We start from the raw sequence: 17,963 nt of genomic DNA, 5'->3' as shown, positions 1-17,963 counted from the left end.
GCCTGGGTTCCTCACGCTTTCCTGATCGAAACGAGGGTTCCCAAATGCGCCATGTTCTGCGCACGGGTCTTTTTCTTGTAATCCAGTGCATCACAGACCGCCTCGATCTTCTGGCAGAAGATGTCCGCGTTGAGCGGAATCATCCAGAGATCGCCGCTCGGCTTATCCCTATTGGTGCTCTGCCACTGCACTTCGTCGTTGAGGGGGTGCTCAGGCCGGAAGGGATGGACGTTGAAAATCTTGTGGTCGATCTTGGTGATCCACGAAGCCCCGACCTCTGTGATCGCACCCCATGAGACCTTTGTGTTTTCACTGGTCACGAAGAGGACGAAAATCTTCTGGGTCGAGTAGCTCTCGACGAAGAACTCGCGGAGGTAGTCGTAGACTCCGCGACCCTCCGGCACGCGGCACACTTCGTCGTCGCAGTTGGTGTAGAGGATGCCATCCGACGGCACATCATTGAACACCAGCATCTGGTAAATGATGTCGGCAAAAGCCTTGTCGAGGTAGGTCTGGCTGATGAGGATTTTCTTTTTTTTGGAATCGACCGTCGCCTTTAGACCGAGGTCAGGGCTGTTGTCGTTGATGGACTTGGAGATGGCGTCCTCCATTGCCTCGCGCGAAACATTTACCCCCAACTTCGCCAACGCAGTAGCCGCTTCCTCACTGGCTTTTCTGCGGAAGGTATCCACTGCCGCCCTGAGCTTTGCCTCGTCGCTCCTTTGCGCTTCCTCTTTCTGCTTCTTTTTATCGGCGTTGACGATGTCCGTATACGTCTCGCGCCGCTTGAGAATATCGGCGAGCAATTCACCTCGGACATACTCCCGAACGGCCTCGTAGCGTGGGTCGTCGGACTTGTAGCCTTGACGGTTGCTCAGTGCCATATCTGGCAACTCCGTCAACTCGAAAAGATCGACGTGCAACTGCCCAACAACATAGACCTCGTTCAACTTGTTCTGACCTACAACGGGCAAAATGTTGAACTCGCCCATCTTTTCATTGGCGAACAACGAGACGAAGTTGTCCGGGAAATCGGTCAACTCCGCCTTTCTTCCTCGTGTGCTCTTGTACGCGCCGATCCAGCCTAGAACTTCCAACGAATACTCATGTTCTTTCCCATCGTTGGCTTTCACGATGATCGGTATCGCTTTCGTAGCCTGCGCCGCGACGAGATCGTCTCGCCGGTCCGGATGACTGTCCGACACGAGATCGCACAGCGGCTTGAACTTGTCGCCGAGCGTGACCAGTGCGCATAGCTCGCCCATGATGTTGCGGTCGAAGTCTTCGATCGTCACCTCTTCGTTGGCGCGTATTACGTGAATCCGGAAATTGGCATCAATCAGCGGGAATATCTTGAGAAGGTTTCGCTTTACCGAATCTAGGGTCTTGTGGAGGCGGTACTGCGGATTGCGCATGATGATGGCGGAGCCGTGATCGGCGATGCGCTCGAAAACGATCTGATCATCCGGAATCGCCTTCAGGTCATGACCATTCTCTGGATGACGGGTCAGCACGAAGCCCGACTTCTCCCCATTTACGATCGTCAGGACGTCGACATCCTCCGAAACCGAGAGCGCTGCCAGTTTGCCGACACCCTTGCGCCCCATCTTGCGGCGGGCCCCGGATTTCGTGAGCGATTCTGTCTCGGTCGTTCGGGACACCCCGGCGACGTTCAGGTATTTGGCGATGTCACCCGCCTCGTATGACATACCGTGCCCATCATCTTCGACACGAATGTCGTCCTTGTTGGAAATGATGTAGACGTTCTTGGCGTCGGCGTCATACGCATTGGCAATCAGCTCCGCCAGAACGTAATAGATGTTGGTGTAGAGATTCGGCCCGAGCAGTTCCAGAATGCGCGGATCGACGTTCAGTCGGTACTGTTTCATTCTTCTTCCCCTACAAGAAGTCGATAACGAGCGCCACGCCGCTCGCCTTGGCGCTCGATCTTGCCACTCGCGATCAGGTCGGCGATCGTGGTGTTCCATTGGCCGTCTGTGATGCCGGTGGCGGCAAGGACGTCGGCTTTGGCGTGCCAGCCGGTATGGGCGCTCAGATACTCGACGATGGCGTGGACAGGTCCTGCGCGGTAGTCGGCGCGGCGCTCAGCGACTTTGAGGTATTGGCTCTCGTTAGCGGGAGTGGCATCGAAGTCGAGCGAGGGTTGAACCGTTGCGACGCTGGCGGTTCGACCGGAACGCGGGGTACGAGTCGAAGCGCGTGGCGCGGCATCGCCATGCAATCCACGGGCAACTTCTTCCTCATATCGCTGACGGTTCAACTCCGACAGCCGCCGCAGCACTTCGACGCGCGCAGTTTCCGAGATGGTGAAGCGGACGCGGTCGTTCTCCGGCAGATATGGCACTTCGTGGAAGCCGTGTTCGAGGGCGAGGTCGTTCCAGCCGTAGGCGTTTGCGATGGCGGCATCTATTTCGCGCTGCAATGCGCGCAGCCCCTCAATGCTGGGGCTGGGGTCGCGTTCGGTGTCGGTATGGAAGCGGTTGTAGAGCCTGGTAAGGCCGATGCGATCGGCCTGCATGACGTCGATGCGCGCTTGATGAAGCCGATCCCCCAGGCCATCAAGCGGGTCGTTCTCTGAGTCACTGAAACCGCCTGGGAAGGCGAACGGTTCAAGTGCATCCGTCTGGCTGTACCGCAAGTCGCTCTTGAGGCGTGATGCGTACTGCCACGCGAAGACGGCGTGGATGTTCGATTGCAGCAGCGCAAAGTCCCGCCCGCGACCGAGCGAGAACGCGACGGTTGCATCGGAGAACACAATGTTGGAATCGACGAACGAGAACGCCAGCGTCTTGCTGACGCGCGTGATTGCCAGCACTCGCGGTGGTTGACTCCGGCTGGGTGACCAGCCATCTGGGTGACGCTCGAAATGGCGACCACGACCGATAGCGTGGTAGAGACCTGGACGCTTTTCACCGAACTGCCACCAACGCTCCGGTAGTGGCTTCCGGAGAACGAACTCGCCGCGTTCGTTGAGGCGCTGACGCTCAGGCTTGACCCGTTCTTCGATTCGCTGCCACGGTAATTCGTATTCTTGTGCGCGTTCCACTGGCCAGTCCCAGAAATTGATCACCCACCGGCTTGGGCGCTGCTCAGGGTCTGAATTGAGGTCATCGCCGTTGATGTACGGGAAGATCACTTCGGCGTTTCTTGGGTCGACATCCAGCATGCGGCGCGCTTCGTCAGGAGAAAGCACGAAGCCCATGCCCAGCACGATCGAACCTTGATACGCCAGCCCCTCGTTTGCCTTCAGTCGCTCTGGACTCCACTCCTCACGATCGGAGAGAAAGGCCGATATGAAAGAGGTCGGTCGCCCAAGCAGCGAGCGTTCGCTCAGCCACTCTCCCTTGTGGACATGCACTCGACTGGTGATGACCGCCGCCTTTCCTGGCCACGGTTCATTCGGGTAGGCCGCGTGGATGACAGCACCTGCGCCGACCATCGCCTCCAACCCGACCTGCCGCGTGTCACCTTCCGCGATGGTGTTGACCGCGAGCAGCCCAAAGCCGCCACCTTCGCGCAGCAGGCCCCAAGCCCGCAGGAAGAAGTAGGCGACCAGATCAGCCGAACCACGACGCCCCTCGGCGATGTGTGCAACCAACCAATCGCGAAAGGCCGTGCCCGCGACGCCGGTGATGCGCTGCCCGCCGAGAAAGGGCGGATTACCGACCATGCCGTCGAAGCCGCCGCGCTCGCGCACGAACACCTCTGGAAATTCCAATGGCCAATGGAACGGCCGACGTGCAGGCTTGTCGGCGGGCAGATCTGTCGAGAGCGCGGCGACCGATCTCCGGCGCATCGAGACAAACACATCGCGGTCGCCGTCGATGACGTGTCCAGCTTGAACGGCCAACGATGCCAGTGCGTTCTCCAACGCCGCGCCACCGCCGCTCGGTGCGAACACCTCCCCGATGAACGCATCCGCGATGCCCTCCGGCACTTCGAGCCTGCGGCGCGCGTCGGAGTCCAGATGCGCCATCGCTTCGACGTCACGGATGTCGCGGATGGGCATTTCGCGCAACCGTTGTCGCAGTTCGACGGCCTCGCGCACGGCCTGCTCGACGTTCTGACCGAACAGCCGCAGTTGTCCTTGACCGGCGGGGTTCATCGAAAGCTGGGTGAGCTGATCCAGCCGATGGATGCCGAGGAGGCTGTCACCGCAGCGCAGGTTGTGGTCGAGGAAGCCAAAGGGACGGCCCTTGGCCAGCGTCACCAGCCAGATCGAGAGCTTCGCCAGTTCGACCGCCAACGGGTTCAGATCTACGCCGTAGAGACAGCGTTCGGCGATGAGGCGGCGAGCGACGATGGTGCGCGCCTCCGTATCGCGCGGCAGCGCCTCGACGTTGGCGTCGGCGGCTAACACTTGTCCATCGACGCCTACCGTGTGGCCCTGTTCCTCGGCCTGCGCCCACGCCTCCACCAGCCGGTCGGCCAACCACCGGCAGGCTTGCACGAGGAATGCGCCCGAACCCATCGCCGGGTCACAGATCTTCAGGTCGAGCAGTTCGACGGGCGATTTTAGCGCCCACTCCGCGCGCGGCGTGCCCTGCGACGGGCCGACATAGGCGATGGGCGTGAGCGTCTCTGCGACGATGGACTCGGTGAGCGATTTCGGCGTGTAGTGGGCGCCAGTCTCGCGCCGGTCGGAGCTGGTGGTGACGATGAAGGCTCCGGCGGGATAGACCAGCGGGTAGCCCCAAGGGTCGGTGCGCACCAGATGGCCGAAGGGTTTGATGCGGTCGCGCAGCGCCGTGTCACCGTGGCAGGCCGTCAGCACACGATCGGCGAGCGCATCGTCCACGGGACGGGCCAGATCGTTGCGCACGCGGCTGGCGGAACTACCCGAACGCTGCTGGAGCAGTTCGGCTAGGCGCGCGGCGCTGTCCAACCGCGCGGATTCGAGTTCGGCCAGCGTGACCCAGGGCGACTGAGCACTCTTCGTGGCATCGAGTTCCAGCGTGACCTCGGCGGTGCGCTTGACGGTGCGTTCCAGCAAACCCTCATAGACGTAGCCGATCTGCTCGACGTCCAGCGCCCGATACGACAGCGTGCGCCCTTGGAATTGCTGGATGGCTTCGAGCAGTAGCAAGACGGTGCGGTTGTCGATTGGCAGCGGCTTGGCAACATCGGTGCGCCAATCGGAACCTTTCGCGCGGCCTTCGAGGAAGGGGAAGCGGTCCGGGTCGAACAGCGAGCCGCCCAGCGCGGGCAGGCGCAGGTTTTCGTGCTCGATGCCGCCATAGACGGCGCGGAAGATGGCCAGCAGGCGCGACCACGCATCCCAGCGGCGCTCCAGAATCTCGTCGGATTCGGCGCGCAACCGAATCCGCAGCGAGGAAACGGCGTAGTTCGCCTCATAGCGTTCGTCGCCCAAGAGCAGCAGGCCGCGCTCCTCGGCGGAAAGCAGGAAGACCAGCCGCATCATCACCGTCAGCGCGGCTTCGTAGAGTTCGGCTTCCTTCACGCCGCGCAACAGTTCGCGGTCGCGGTCTTGGTCGGCCTTGTCGAGCGACTGGATCAGCAATTCGACCGCGCGTCGCACCTGCTCGCCCAAGGCGTCGGTCACTTCGTCCTGGAACTTCAGCGAGCGGTCGAACAGCGCGGGCAACCGTTCCGCTTCATCCACGAAGAAGCGCCGGATGCCCAAGAGGTGGACGAAGGCTTGCAAGGTGACGAGTTCCTGCGCCCAGATGCGCGCATACCAACTGGCGAAAGTGGTGACCGCGCCCACCGGCGCATCCACCAACATCCAGCGTTCGCCGTTGGTCACCAAGCCGAGACGGCAGCCTGTGGCGCGGCAGATCCTGACCATGCGTTCCGCTGGCGTGCTGGCCCAGCCGTCGAGCTTCTGGGTGGCATCGAGATCGACGTCCTGCCCGTAGGCGTGGATGAGCATCAACGGCTGGTCGCCGTTGCCGACGACGGCGAAGTCCGGCGACAGGCTCACGCCATGTTCGGGCAGAGTGACGGTCAGGTGTGTGGCGCACCAGTCCCCGCGTTTGAGCACGTCGCCGCGACCGTCCTCGTCGAGTTCCAGTCCACGCGACAAGACCTCGTCGATCCATGCCGCATGCAGGTCTCCGAAATGCAGATCGTCGGTTTCCAGTGCATCGCGCCATTCGTCGTAGGCTTGTCGCAGCCGCTTGCGCTTGGCTGCATCGAGTTCTTCAAGCCCCTGCGGAAAGGCTTCCTTCAGGACGGGAACGGCGAGGAACGGGCCGGAAATCTCGACGAGTGCGAGCCAGTCGTGGTGTTGGGTCTGCGTCACCATTCAGGCTCTTCCGCAAAAAATGAGATGGTGACGCCGTCATCGGTGCTCGACCAGCGATGTCCGCAACCACAAACGATGGAGCCATGGAGTTCGACGAATGCCTTCGTCCCACAGTCTTGGCAGTGGATACGCGCGCACTTGCATCCACGACACTGACCTGCAAGCCACCAGAACCATGCGCCGCCATCAAAGGTGACTGCACCTTCTTGATCAAGCACGATGCAATCTGCATCGCAGGATTGACACATCGTCCATTTGTCCGGAACGATCAAATCAAGGGCATCTTCCACCGACAGAAGCTCAAGGCCACATCCAGCATGATCAGCCTTCTTCTTTGCTGGCTCCGTCCACCCATTCGCCGCGACGACAATCGCTTTGTTTGCGCCAACGGCATCCGCAAGTGCGAGGACTGACTCGACCTCTCGCACATCGATGGGAACGGCGTGGAACTTGGCATCGACGATCATCTTCAGCGGATGGCCCTTGGCCTCGATTTCGATGAGCACGTCGATTTGCCGTGGCTGGCCGGTGATCTTGTCCGGAACCATGACGTTTCTTCTGACGTTTCCGAAGTCGTCGATTTGCTCGTAGAACTCGGCGACAGCCTCTTGGTATTCCTGCCAGGTCATCATTTCGCCGCCCCCGACGTGGACTCGGGCACGACGAAAATCACCGCCACCGGAAAGGTGCGGTCGTCGAGCTTCGCGTAGCGGGATTCGATGGCCAGGGTCTCCATCCGGCGCTCGTCGGGGATACGCGCGAGGCGCGTTTCCAGCGCGGCAATGTCGCGCCTCAGTTGCGTGCGCTCGTCCTCGGTGAAGAGCGCGAGCTGTTCGGGCTGCTCGCCTTTCTTCAATTCCGACTCGATCGCCTTTTCCAGTTCGTCGAGCACCGTGCCGATGTCGCTGACCTCCTGTTGCTTGCGGGTCTGGAGCGTGTTGGTCAGGTAGCGAAGCCGTTCTTTGGAACGCGCATCCACGGCTTTCAGGATGGCTTCCTGCTGGCTGTCGAAGCGGACACGCAGCGGGTCGAACAGGGACGAGGCAGCCGTGATCGGTTTCGATTCGTCCAGCCATTGCTGGACGCGGGTGACGCCTTCCTCGCGGCGGAAGGATTGGTCGCGCAGATAGCCGCCCGACAGCGTCAGCTCTTCGTGCAGCCGATGGTGGTTGCCGCCGGTGACGACCAGCCGCGAGACGACGACCACGGCGGGGCCATCGACGAGCGCATCCGGCACGGTGCGGACGGTGACGCGGTGCAGTTTCTTCACGTCGTCCTGCGCCCAGATTTCGGCGCGCAGCAGACGCAGGCACATCTGCACCAGGCGATGGTTCAGGTGGACGAGCACCACGTCGTCGCGGCCACTGGCAACGGCATGGTCGAAGGTGATGGGTCGAATCTTCTGGGTGTGCGGATGGCGCAGCCCTTCCAGACAGCGCGCCCATGAGCCGGACAGCGCGGGCATGCGGAAGACACTACCCGAAGGCGCGCCCGCCAGTTCGACGGGTTCCAGGGGCGGACGGCCCGCCAGCGCGAGGCCAGTCTTCACAGCCATCAGGACATGGTCGGGCGTGAGGTGGAAGTCCTGCTTGGTGCTGAGCAGACGCTCGTGCAGCTTGGCGACGCGCTCCTTCAATTCGCGCTCGGCGCGAACGAAGTTCTTGGCGCGGGCGATCCGCGCCTCGGCCATGCGGGTGTCCAAGTCCTTCAGGGAGCCTTCGATTAGGCCGGACATCTGCGGCGCGATGACAGGGTTGACGCTGCCCATGTCGGCGCGCATCGAATCCAACTTCCGCAAGGCGCGCAGGATGTCCCCGCCGTGCCCGCCGACCGATGCGCCGCTCGCGTCGCCGCCGTCGACCGGGTGCCAGATCAGCACTTCCTTCGCGCGCTGTCCGTGCCGGTCGATCCGCCCGTTGCGCTGCTCCATCACGTTGGGGTTGTAGGGAATCTCCAAGTGGATGAGCCGATTGCAGTGGTTCTGCAAGTCGATGCCTTCGGATGCCGCATCGGTGGCGAGCAAGATGCGCACTGGCGAATCCTGGGGTGAAGCCTGGAACGCCGCCTTGATGGGTTCGCGTTCTTCTTGTGAAAGGCCGCCGTGTAGCAGGCCGAGACGCTCGCCGCCGAAACCGTGGCTGGCGAGGATTTGATGCATCCACTGGTGCGTGGTGCGGTATTCGGTGAACAGGATCACCCGGCGATCGTTCCACTCGCCGTCCGGCTTGAGGTTGGCAGTGAGCCAATCGAGAATGGCTTGCGCCTTGGAGTCGGCCTGATTCCTGGCTCGCTGCGCCCACGCTCGCAAGTCGTCCAGCGTCGCTCGCTGTTCCGGCGTCATCGGCATCGAGCGGCGCGTGGCTTCCTCGATGGCTTCGGCTTGAGCGTTCTCGACTTCGCTGTCGTCGGCGTAGTCCTCGTCGGCCTTCAGAATGGCCTTGTGCAGGATGCGCTCGGCCATCGCATCCGGTTTCGTTGGCCGCGCTTCGGACAGCGATGCGACGTGCTTTTCGAGCGTGGACGCGAACGCCGCCGGTGACGAGAGCAGACGCTTCTTGAGGAGTCGATTGACGAAGGTCGTGCCGAAGCCGTTGCCTGCTTTCTCGGCATCCTTTTCTCGGCTGGCGCAGTAGTCGTCCAGCTTGCGATGAATCTCGCGTTCTTCCGCCGTGTACGGGACTTCGAGCGCCTGCAAGGTGCGTCGGGCATACAGGGGATTGCCATCCGCATCGACCAGGTCGCTCTTCAGCCGGCGGATCATCACCTGACTGAGGCGCTTTTCGTCGGGGAGGATGTTGCGCGCGAAACGCTGATCGTCGAGCAGTTCTAGAAGTGAAGTGAACGACTCGGTGTAGCCGTTGTGCGGCGTCGCGGTCAGGAACAGGCGATGCTGGAAGTGCGGGCCGATGGCTCGGACGAAGCGCGTGCGCTGGCTCTCCAGCGCGTAGTGCGCGCCTGCGGCTGGCGCGACGTTGTGCGCTTCGTCCACGACCAGCAGATCGAACTTGCGCGGATGACCGACGTGCGGTGGGATCACGTCGCGCATGGCGCGCAAGCCCTCACCGCCCTTGGCCCAATCCATCGACGTGATGAGGCGCGGATGCGATGTCCACGGATTGGCGTGGATGCCGCGCTCGCGTCGCAGTTGCTTGATGTAGTCGGTATCCACCACGCGAAAGTCGAGGCCGAATTTCTCGAGCATCTCGACGCGCCATTTCTCCTGAAGCGACGCGGGGCAGATGATCAGGACGGTGCGCGCGCGATGCCGCAGCAGCAGTTCCTGAATGACCAGACCGGCTTCGATGGTCTTGCCGAGGCCGACATCGTCGGCGATGAGCAGGTTGACGCGCGCCATGTCGATGGCGCGCACCAGCGGGTCGAGCTGGAAGTCCTCGATGCTGACACCGCTGCGGAACGGTGCTTGCAGAAACCCACGGTCGGCATTGGTGGCCGCGCCCCAGCGCACGGCATCAAGGAAGGCGTCGAGCATGCCCGAATCGTCCTGCCCCGTGACCGAGGGCAGGCCCGCGCGCTCGATGACCTGAGCGCCCGGCTCGATTTCCCAGACGACTTCCAGTTCTTCGCCGAGACCGTCCTCGTCGATGGACGAGAGCGTCACGCAGTGTTGGGGCGCGGCGGTTTCCAGTCCAGCAGCATCGACGTCGGCCACTACCCACTGACGACGGCGCACCTCGACGAGCTGCCCCGGCTCGGGGCGAGCGCGATATGTCTGAGGTTGCCGTTCGTTCTGGGTACCCATGTAGTGGCCATCTTCCTTATCGGTTCTTCGCGCCGGCCTTGGCCACCGCACGGGCGACCGTCGCTGCGGCCTGGGCTGGCGATTCGTGCGACCAGAATCGCAGTGCCGTCCAACCGGCGGCTTGGAGCCTCGCGTTCGTATCCGCGTCCCGCTGGCGGTTGGCCTCTATCTTCTGCCGCCAGAACTCCGCGTTCCGCTTCGGCCACGTGGCGTGTTCCGGGCAGCCGTGCCAGAAGCAGCCATCGACGAAGACGGCGATCTTGCGGCCGGGGAACGCCACGTCCGCGACGCGACGCGGTTTTTTCAGCACCTCGTAACCGACCCGGTAGCGCAACCCGATGCGGTACATCTCTTGCCGCAGCGCCAGTTCGGCGTCCGTGCCCGTCTGCCGCACCTTCGCCATGCGGTGACTGGCATCGGATGGCGAAGGTAGGAGTCTGGGCATCGGGCAGTCCACGTCAGCCCATCACCGCGCAACCGAGGCGAGGTGCCGATCAATGCTGCGGGCGATGGCGCGACCGAGATCGACGGGCACCGCGTTGCCGATGAGCCGTCCGAGCACCGTGAAGCTGACCTCGCCACGCTTCGGGATGAATTTGTAGTCGCGTGGAAAGCTCTGCAAGATCGCCGCTTCACGCAGCGAGATGGCCCGATCCTGCTCGGGGTGGCCGAAGCGGCCATTGCCGAATCCATAGCACTGGGTCGTCATCGTCGGCGCTGGCTTGTCCCACTCCATGCGCCCATAGACGCCCGGATAAGTGCGACCGCTGTCTGCGCGGTGGCAATCGGCGACCAAGTGCTTCGGCCAGTCGCGCCACGTTCCACCGGGCTTGGAGACCTTGATCCGCTTGAGATTCGTGTCGGACAGCGTCGAGGTGACGTGCAGTTTGTCCTTGGGCGCGGACTCACCGGCGCTGAGATGGCGCAAGCGACCGATGGCTTGCTTCACCGTCTTGGGTTTCTTGCGCGTCGGCTCGATCATCTCGATCTTGCCATGCTTGGATGCCAGCAGCACCATCCGACGTCGCATCTGCGGGACGCCATAGAGAGAGCTATCAACGACGTCGTGCCAAACCTCGTAGCCGAGCCGTTTCAGCGTATCGACGAAATCATGGAAGACCGCGTGCTTGGCGACGGTCGGCACGTTCTCCATCGTGATGACGTCGGGCATTGTGCCTTCGGCAAGGCGCGCAAACTGGTAGAGAAGGCCCCACTTGCCATCCTTGCCATCGAGTTCGTAACGCTGGGCGTAGGTAGAAAAGGGCTGGCACGGCGCGCAACCCGCCAATACCGTCACATCGGCGTCGCCAAACAACCCCTTGAGTTCGTCGGTCGTGACCGTGCCGATGTCGCGTTCAAGGAATCGGGCCTTACTGTTGTTCTGTTCGTAGGGAAAGCGGCAAGCGGGATCAAGATCAATGCCCGCGACGACGGGGAGACCTTCCAAAATGAAACCGTGCGTCAGCCCGCCCGCGCCGCAAAATAGATCGACACAGGCAATATTTTTTTTCATGTCACCCCCCTTATTTCGTCTCAATCGCTGCATGGGGATCGAACCCCATAGATACAAAGAACCTCATTCCCCCATCCAGGCGTGAGTCGGTTGATTTTAGCCACTTTCATCCCAGTGCGATTATGCGGCAGCGCCTTCGACCAATAGCACGGACTACACCCCCATCTGGAATGGTGACGCCAGAGACCTCTTAACCACAAGTTTCTGAACGCCCTAATCCGAAGCACTTCAGTACTATCCGGGACGCCCCTCCCACAAGAGATCAAAAGTTCAGCTCGCCCGACGTATTGGAACAACGCTGGCGCCGAGCCTCAGTGAGTCCAGATAGTCCGCCCAAGCCTGCATCATCTTGCGGCGCTCGGGCAGGTGCGCAGTCCGGTTATAGGCACGGCCATTCGGGTCGCGCACCGCATGCGCAAGCTGGTGCTCGATGTAGTCAGGGCGAAACCCCAGCACTTCATCCAGCACGGTGCGCGCCATGGCCCGGAATCCATGGCCGGTCATCGTCGTTGCGTCGACGCCCATGCGCCGCATGGCGGCGTTGATCGCCGCATCGCTCATTGGCCGGCCCTTGCCACGCATGCTCGGGAACACGTATTCGCCACGCCCCGTCAGCAAGTGCAGCTCTCGCAGGATCTCAACCGCCTGGTCCGCCAGCGGGACAACATGCGGCGTACCGGTCTTGCTGGCCGTGTAACGCCACTCGGCTGTATCCAGATTGATATCCAACCAACGGGCCTGCCGTAGCTCGCCAGGACGCACGAACACCAGCGGGGCCAGCCTCAGTGCCGCCATGACCGTAGGCGACCCTTCATAGCCGTGCAGCGCACGCAGCAGCGGTCCGATTTCGGCCGGCTCGGTCACGCTGGCGAAGTGTTCACCCTTCGGGGTCGCCAACGCCCCGATCAGGTCGGCAGCCGGGTTGCGAGTGGCCTTGCCCGTAGCAATGGCGTAACGGAACACTTGCCCAGCCAGCGACCGGGCCCGATGCGCGGTCTCGACCTTGCCGGCCGCCTCGGGTTTGCGCAGCGCCGCCAGCAGCGACGGGGCCGTGATGTCGGCAATGGGCAGTTGCCCGATGTAGGGCAGCAGGTAGGTTTCCAGCAGGCGGTGTTCCCGCTTGGCCGTGCCGACGACGATTTCCTTTTCCCGCTTCACCCACCATTCGCGGGCCACGGCCCCGAAGGTGTTGCCCGTGTGCTCGGCTGCAGCGACCTTTTCCGCCTTGCGCTGCTCGCCCGGGTCGATGCCTGATGCCAGCAGCCGGCGAGCCGCGTCCCGCCGGTTGCGAGCTTCGGCCAGACCGACGTCAGGGTAGATGCCGAAACTCAGTCGCTTCTCCTTGCCCCCGAAGCGGTACTTCCAGCGCCACCACTTGCCCCCAGCCGGAGAGATTTCCAGGTACATGCCGCCGCCATCAGCGTGGCGCTGCACCTTGCCTGTGGGCTTGAGTCGTCGAATTCCTGCGTCGGAAAGCATGGGGGCAACACCTCTGGGGGCAACACCCTTTCGGGCCGGACCTGTTGCCCCCAAGGTTGCCCCCACCTGCCCCCGGATTTCAATAGCCCATCTTGGACTTCACCGGACGTCGGGCAACAAAAAACCCGCATTTCTGCGGGTTTTTTGGACTTGCTCGGACGTTGATGTCCATTGAATTGGTCGGGGTAGCCGGATTCGAACCGACGACCACTTGTCCCCCAGACAAGTGCGCTACCAGGCTGCGCTATACCCCGATGGGTTCCGCCAGTGGCGGCCCGGCATTATAGCCACTTCGCCTGCGGCCGTCGCGCATCCGATCACTGGATCGGCGATCCGGCCGCTCAGCGCTTGAGGACCTGCAGGATGTCCTCGAGCTCGGTGCGGACCTGGCGCACCACCTGGGTGGTCAGCGACGAGTCCTGCCGCGCGCCATCGCCTTCCAGGCGCAGGCGTGCGCCGCCGATCGTGTAGCCCTGCTCGTAGAGCAGCCCACGGATCTGGCGGACCATCAGCACGTCGTGGCGCTGGTAGTAGCGGCGGTTGCCGCGGCGCTTGACCGGGCTCAGGCCGGGGAATTCGGTCTCCCAGTAGCGCAGCACATGCGGCTTGACGTCGCACAGCTCGCTGACCTCGCCGATCGTGAAGTAGCGCTTGGCGGGGATCGGCGGGAGTTCGCGGTTGCTGCCGGGATCAAGCATGGCGCCCCCCGTAGGCTTCCACGCGTTCCTTGAGCTTCTGGCCCGGGCGGAACGTGACCACCGTACGCGCGGAGATCGGGATCTCCTCGCCGGTCTTGGGATTGCGGCCGGGGCGCTCGTTCTTGCGACGCAGGTCGAAGTTGCCGAAACCGGACAGCTTCACCTGGCGCCCGCCCTGCAGGGCCTCGCGCAGGGCGTCGAAAAACGCGTCGACGAATTCCTTCGCCTCGCGCTTGTTCAGGCCGACTTCCTCGTAGAGGCGTTCGGCCATTTCTGCCTTGGTCAGTGCCATGCCGTGCCCCGGTCAACTGCGGATGCGTGCGCCGTGCGATGCAAGTGCGGCGGTCACGCGGGCCACCACGTCGTCGACGTCGCGGTCCGTCAGGGTGCGCGAGTTGTCCTGCAGAATCAAGCCGGTAGCCAGGCTCTTGAATCCGGTTTCGACGCCCTTGCCCTGGTAACGGTCGAACAGCCGCAGGTCGGCCAGCAACGGCCCGGCAGCCTCGCGGATCGCGGCCTCCAGCGTGCCCCAGGGCATGTCCTCGGCCACCAGCAATGCCAGGTCGCGGCGTACGGACGGAAAGCGCGTCAGCGTCGCCGCACGCGGCAGCGCACGCATGCGCAGGGGCTCGAGCTCGACTTCGAACGCCACCGCGCGGTGGTCCAGACCGAGTTCGCGCAACAGTGCAGGATGCAGTTCGCCGATCCAGCCGATGCGTTCGCCGTCGCGGTAGACGTCGGCCGAGCGCCCGGGGTGGCCGAAGGGCGCCTGCGACGGGCGGAATTCCAGTTCCGCGCGCGCGAGCAGCGCCAGGCTCTCGAGATCGCCCTTGAGGTCGTGGAAGTCGACGTCGCGCGCCGGCGCGCCCCATTGCTCCACGCCGGCCGGGCCGATGGCGACCGCCGCCACACGCGGGGTTTCCCGCGGCGCATCGCCGGTGGCCGCGGCGTGGTAGCTGCGCCCGAGTTCGAACAGGCGCACGCGCGGCTGCTGGCGCGCGGCATTGCGCGCAAGTGCGTCGACCAGCCCGGGCAGCAGCGAGGTGCGCATCACGCCCAGTTCGGCGCTGAGGGGATTGGCCAGCGGCACCGCACCGGCATCGAGCTGCCAGGCCTGCAGCAGGGCGGCATCCACGAACGCGTAGTTGATGGCTTCCAGCCAGTCACGCGCGACCAGCTGGCGGCGCACCCCGGCATCGTCCAGCCGGCCCTCGCCCGGCGCGCACAGGCGGGTCGCGCCACCGGGAAGCGTGGTCGGCACGCGGTCATAGCCGTGGATGCGCGCGACTTCCTCGATGAGGTCTTCCTCGATGGCGAGGTCGAAGCGCCGCGGCGGCGGCGTCACCTGCCAGCCGTCCACGGTGTCGACCACCGCCAGGCCCAGCGCACCGAGGATGCGCACCACGTCGGCATCGACGATCGACAGGCCCAGCACGCGTTCAAGGCGCTGGCGGCGCAGGTGGATCGGCCGTGGCTGTGGCAGGTGCTCGGGCAGCTCCGCGGCAACCACCGGCCCCGGCGTGCCGCCGGCGTGGTCGAGGATCAGCCGGGTGGCGAGCTCGATCGCCTGCGCCGGCAGCTGCGGATCGACCCCGCGCTCGAAGCGGTGCGAGGCATCGGTATGCAGGCCCAGCCTGCGCGCGCGCCCGATGATCGCGGCCGGCGCGAAATGTGCCGACTCCAGGAACACGTTGCGGGTCGCATCGGTCACGCGGGTGTCGTGGCCGCCCATCACCCCGGCCAGCGCCACCGGGCGCCCGGCATCGGTGATCACCAGGAAGTGCGCATCCAGCGCCACGTCGCGCCCGTCGAGAAGGGTCAGCGTCTCGCCACCGCGGGCATGACGCACGCCCACCGGGCCCTGCAGCAGGTCACGGTCGAACGCGTGCATCGGCTGCCCCAGTTCGAGCATCACGTACTGGGTGACGTCGACCAGGAAGCTCAGCGGGCGGATCCCGCTGCGACGCAGCCGCTCGGCCATCCACACCGGCGTAGCCGCGCCGGCTTCGATGCCCTCGATCACCCGACCGAGATAGCGCGGTGCGTCGGCACCGGCGTCGAGCGCGACATCGAGCCGCGCATCGCCCGCCGCGGGCACCGGCGCGATCGTGTACGGGGTGACGCTGCTGCCGAACGCGGCGGCGACATCGAAGGCGATGCCGCGCACGCTGAAGCAGTCGGCGCGGTTGGGGGTGAGCTTGAGTTCGAACGTCGCATCCGGCAGGTCAAGGTAGTCCGCAAGCGGCGTGCCGACCGGCGCATCGCCGGGCAGTTCCAGCAGGCCCGAGGCATCGCTGTCGAGCCCGAGTTCCTTTGCCGAGCACAGCATGCCGTTGGACTCGACGCCGCGCAGCTTCGCCGCCCTGAGGGTGAGTTCGCCCACGCGGGCACCGACCATCGCCAGCGGTGCAACCAGTCCGGCACGCGCGTTGGGCGCGCCACAGACGATCTGCAACGGCGCACCGGTGCCGGCATCGACGCTGCACACCTGCAGGCGGTCGGCCTCGGGGTGTTTTTCGCAGGCGATGATGCGTGCGACGACGATGCCGTCGAGGCCTTCGCCCAGCACCGCGGTGTCCTCGACCTCGAGCCCGATGGCAGTCAGGGTGGCAGCGAGTTCCTCGCGGCTGGCGTCGGTGTGCACATGCTGGCGGAGCCAGTTCTCGGAAAATTTCATGCTGAAATTCCGTGGATCGTCATCAGGCGAACTGCCTGAGGAACCGGATGTCGTTGTCGAAGAACGCGCGCAGGTCGTCGACGCCGTAGCGCAGCATCGCGAAGCGCTCCACGCCCATGCCGAAGGCGAAGCCGGTGTAGCGCTCCGGGTCGATGCCGACGTTGCGCAGCACGCTCGGATGCACCATGCCGCAGCCCAGCACTTCCAGCCAGCGGGTCGAGCCGTCGGCCTGCTGCCAGGCGATGTCGACCTCCGCGGACGGCTCGGTGAACGGGAAATAGCTGGGACGGAAACGCATCTCGAAGTCGCGCTCGAAGAACGCACGCACGAACTCGGCCAGCGTGCCCTTGAGGTCGGCAAAGCTCGCGTGCTCGTCCACCAGCAGGCCCTCGCACTGGTGGAACATCGGCGTGTGGGTCTGATCGGAATCGGAGCGGTACACCTTGCCCAGCGCGATCATCCGCAGCGGCGGTTGGCCGCCGGCGGCCAGCAGATCCTGCATGTAGCGGACCTGCACCCCGGAGGTATGCGTGCGCAGCAGTCGCCGGTCGCCTTCGCCGGAATCGGCCATGTAGAAGGTGTCGTGCATGGCGCGCGCCGGATGGTGCGGCGGAAAGTTCAGCGCCTCGAAGTTGTGCCAGTCGTCCTCGATCTCCGGGCCGTCGGCGAGCTCGTAGCCGAGGCGGCCGAAGATGTCGGCGATGCGTTCCATCGTGCGGCTGACCGGATGCACCCCACCGAGCCCGGCATCGCGCCCGGGCAGGGTGATGTCGATGGTCTCGGTTGCCAGCCGCGCGTCCAGCACGGCGGCGTCCAACGCGGCCTTGCGCGAGGCCAGCGCGGCGGTGATGGCATCGCGCGCGCGATTGATGCCTGCGCCGGCGGCCTTGCGTTCCTCGGCGGGCAGCGCGCCCAGCGATTTCAGCTGCGCGGTCAGGCGCCCGCTCTTGCCGAGCAGCGCCACGCGCAGGGCTTCCAGCGCGTCGGGGGTCGTCGCCGACTCGATGTCGGCCAGCGCCTGCGCGGACAGGGTGTCGATGTCACTCATCGCGATGCCTCAAGGATATTCCGGGACCGCAAAAAGACATGGGGAAGGACTTGCGCCCTTCCCCATGCGTGAACCGCCGGTACCCGGCCGGCACCGCGCACTGCGCGGGCCGGTGGGACGGTTGTGTTACGCCGCCAGAGCGCCCTTCGCCTTCTCGGCCAGGGCCGCGAAGCCCGCCGCGTCGTGCACGGCGATATCGGCCAGCACCTTGCGGTCGAGGGTGATGCCGGCCTTCATCAGGCCGTTCATGAAGCGGCTGTAGCTCATGCCGTTGATGCGGGCCGCCGCGTTGATGCGGGTGATCCACAGCGAACGGAAATTGCGCTTCTTCTGCTTGCGGTGGATGTAGGCGTACTGCTGCGCCTTGATGACCGCCTGCTTGGCAACGCGGAACACCTTGTGGCGTGCGTTGTAGTAGCCCTTGGCGAGCTTGAGAACCTTCTTGTGACGGCGGCGCGCCTGCACGCCACGTTTGACTCGTGCCATTGTTCAGCCCTCC

The 17,963-nt window shown here is 64.2% G+C and carries 12 protein-coding genes and 1 tRNA gene; all 13 read right to left on the bottom strand.

The genetic code is table 11. The annotated features are described in order from the left end of the window. Nucleotides 1-11: 11 nt before the first annotated feature. Nucleotides 12-1,889 (bottom strand): ATP-binding protein, encoded by a 1,878-nt coding sequence (locus LDO11_RS03970; RefSeq protein ID WP_232140436.1) that lies wholly within the window; start codon nt 1,887-1,889, stop codon nt 12-14. Further along, nucleotides 1,886-6,289 (bottom strand): Eco57I restriction-modification methylase domain-containing protein, encoded by a 4,404-nt coding sequence (locus LDO11_RS03965; RefSeq protein ID WP_232140435.1) that lies wholly within the window; start codon nt 6,287-6,289, stop codon nt 1,886-1,888. The genes LDO11_RS03970 and LDO11_RS03965 overlap by 4 nt, the downstream gene beginning before the upstream one ends. Further along, on the bottom strand, nt 6,283-6,921 hold the full coding sequence (locus tag LDO11_RS03960; RefSeq protein WP_232140434.1) for a restriction endonuclease: 639 nt from the start codon (nt 6,919-6,921) through the stop codon (nt 6,283-6,285). Before LDO11_RS03960 ends, LDO11_RS03965 begins: the two co-directional genes overlap by 7 nt. Continuing rightward, nucleotides 6,918-10,049, bottom strand: a complete 3,132-nt coding sequence (drmD, locus tag LDO11_RS03955; protein ID WP_232140433.1) for a DISARM system SNF2-like helicase DrmD — start codon at nt 10,047-10,049, stop codon at nt 6,918-6,920. Before drmD ends, LDO11_RS03960 begins: the two co-directional genes overlap by 4 nt. 16 nt (nt 10,050-10,065) lie before the next feature. Then, nucleotides 10,066-10,494, bottom strand: coding sequence for a very short patch repair endonuclease (locus LDO11_RS03950; protein WP_232140432.1), 429 nt, complete (start codon nt 10,492-10,494; stop codon nt 10,066-10,068). Between the two features lie 21 nt (nt 10,495-10,515). Then, nucleotides 10,516-11,562 (bottom strand): DNA cytosine methyltransferase, encoded by a 1,047-nt coding sequence (locus LDO11_RS03945; RefSeq protein ID WP_232140431.1) that lies wholly within the window; start codon nt 11,560-11,562, stop codon nt 10,516-10,518. Between the two features lie 270 nt (nt 11,563-11,832). After that, nucleotides 11,833-13,041 carry a tyrosine-type recombinase/integrase gene (locus tag LDO11_RS03940; RefSeq protein ID WP_232140430.1) on the bottom strand — a complete coding sequence of 403 codons (1,209 nt, stop codon included), beginning with the start codon at nt 13,039-13,041 and terminating at the stop codon, nt 11,833-11,835. Between the two features lie 177 nt (nt 13,042-13,218). Beyond that, nucleotides 13,219-13,295: transfer RNA gene (locus tag LDO11_RS03935), tRNA-Pro, on the bottom strand. A gap of 87 nt (nt 13,296-13,382) precedes the next feature. Further along, complete coding sequence (locus tag LDO11_RS03930) at nt 13,383-13,739, bottom strand: MerR family transcriptional regulator (RefSeq protein ID WP_129136414.1); 357 nt, start codon at nt 13,737-13,739, stop codon at nt 13,383-13,385. Next, nucleotides 13,732-14,031, bottom strand: coding sequence for an integration host factor subunit alpha (locus LDO11_RS03925; protein ID WP_058835239.1), 300 nt, complete (start codon nt 14,029-14,031; stop codon nt 13,732-13,734). Before LDO11_RS03925 ends, LDO11_RS03930 begins: the two co-directional genes overlap by 8 nt. A gap of 12 nt (nt 14,032-14,043) precedes the next feature. Beyond that, nucleotides 14,044-16,416 (bottom strand): phenylalanine--tRNA ligase subunit beta, encoded by a 2,373-nt coding sequence (gene pheT, locus LDO11_RS03920; protein WP_232140429.1) that lies wholly within the window; start codon nt 16,414-16,416, stop codon nt 14,044-14,046. Between the two features lie 22 nt (nt 16,417-16,438). Continuing rightward, entirely contained in the window at nt 16,439-17,464 is a 1,026-nt protein-coding gene (pheS, locus tag LDO11_RS03915; protein ID WP_232140428.1) for a phenylalanine--tRNA ligase subunit alpha, read from the bottom strand. A gap of 126 nt (nt 17,465-17,590) precedes the next feature. Beyond that, complete coding sequence (gene rplT, locus LDO11_RS03910; protein ID WP_129136417.1) at nt 17,591-17,950, bottom strand: 50S ribosomal protein L20; 360 nt, start codon at nt 17,948-17,950, stop codon at nt 17,591-17,593. Nucleotides 17,951-17,963 lie beyond the last annotated feature (13 nt).

The organism is Alterluteimonas muca, from assembly GCF_021191595.1.
Lineage (GTDB): Bacteria > Pseudomonadota > Gammaproteobacteria > Xanthomonadales > Xanthomonadaceae > Luteimonas > Luteimonas muca.
This window is presented reverse-complemented; position numbering and strand designations above follow the sequence as displayed.

Coding starts and splice junctions, on each gene's coding strand:
- LDO11_RS03970 (WP_232140436.1), bottom strand. CDS start 1,889: ATGAAACAGTACCGACTGAACGTCGATCCGCGCATTCTGGAACTGCTC.
- LDO11_RS03965 (WP_232140435.1), bottom strand. CDS start 6,289: ATGGTGACGCAGACCCAACACCACGACTGGCTCGCACTCGTCGAGATT.
- LDO11_RS03960 (WP_232140434.1), bottom strand. CDS start 6,921: ATGATGACCTGGCAGGAATACCAAGAGGCTGTCGCCGAGTTCTACGAG.
- drmD (WP_232140433.1), bottom strand. CDS start 10,049: ATGGGTACCCAGAACGAACGGCAACCTCAGACATATCGCGCTCGCCCC.
- LDO11_RS03950 (WP_232140432.1), bottom strand. CDS start 10,494: ATGCCCAGACTCCTACCTTCGCCATCCGATGCCAGTCACCGCATGGCG.
- LDO11_RS03945 (WP_232140431.1), bottom strand. CDS start 11,562: ATGAAAAAAAATATTGCCTGTGTCGATCTATTTTGCGGCGCGGGCGGG.
- LDO11_RS03940 (WP_232140430.1), bottom strand. CDS start 13,041: ATGCTTTCCGACGCAGGAATTCGACGACTCAAGCCCACAGGCAAGGTG.
- LDO11_RS03930 (WP_129136414.1), bottom strand. CDS start 13,739: ATGCTTGATCCCGGCAGCAACCGCGAACTCCCGCCGATCCCCGCCAAG.
- LDO11_RS03925 (WP_058835239.1), bottom strand. CDS start 14,031: ATGGCACTGACCAAGGCAGAAATGGCCGAACGCCTCTACGAGGAAGTC.
- pheT (WP_232140429.1), bottom strand. CDS start 16,416: ATGAAATTTTCCGAGAACTGGCTCCGCCAGCATGTGCACACCGACGCC.
- pheS (WP_232140428.1), bottom strand. CDS start 17,464: ATGAGTGACATCGACACCCTGTCCGCGCAGGCGCTGGCCGACATCGAG.
- rplT (WP_129136417.1), bottom strand. CDS start 17,950: ATGGCACGAGTCAAACGTGGCGTGCAGGCGCGCCGCCGTCACAAGAAG.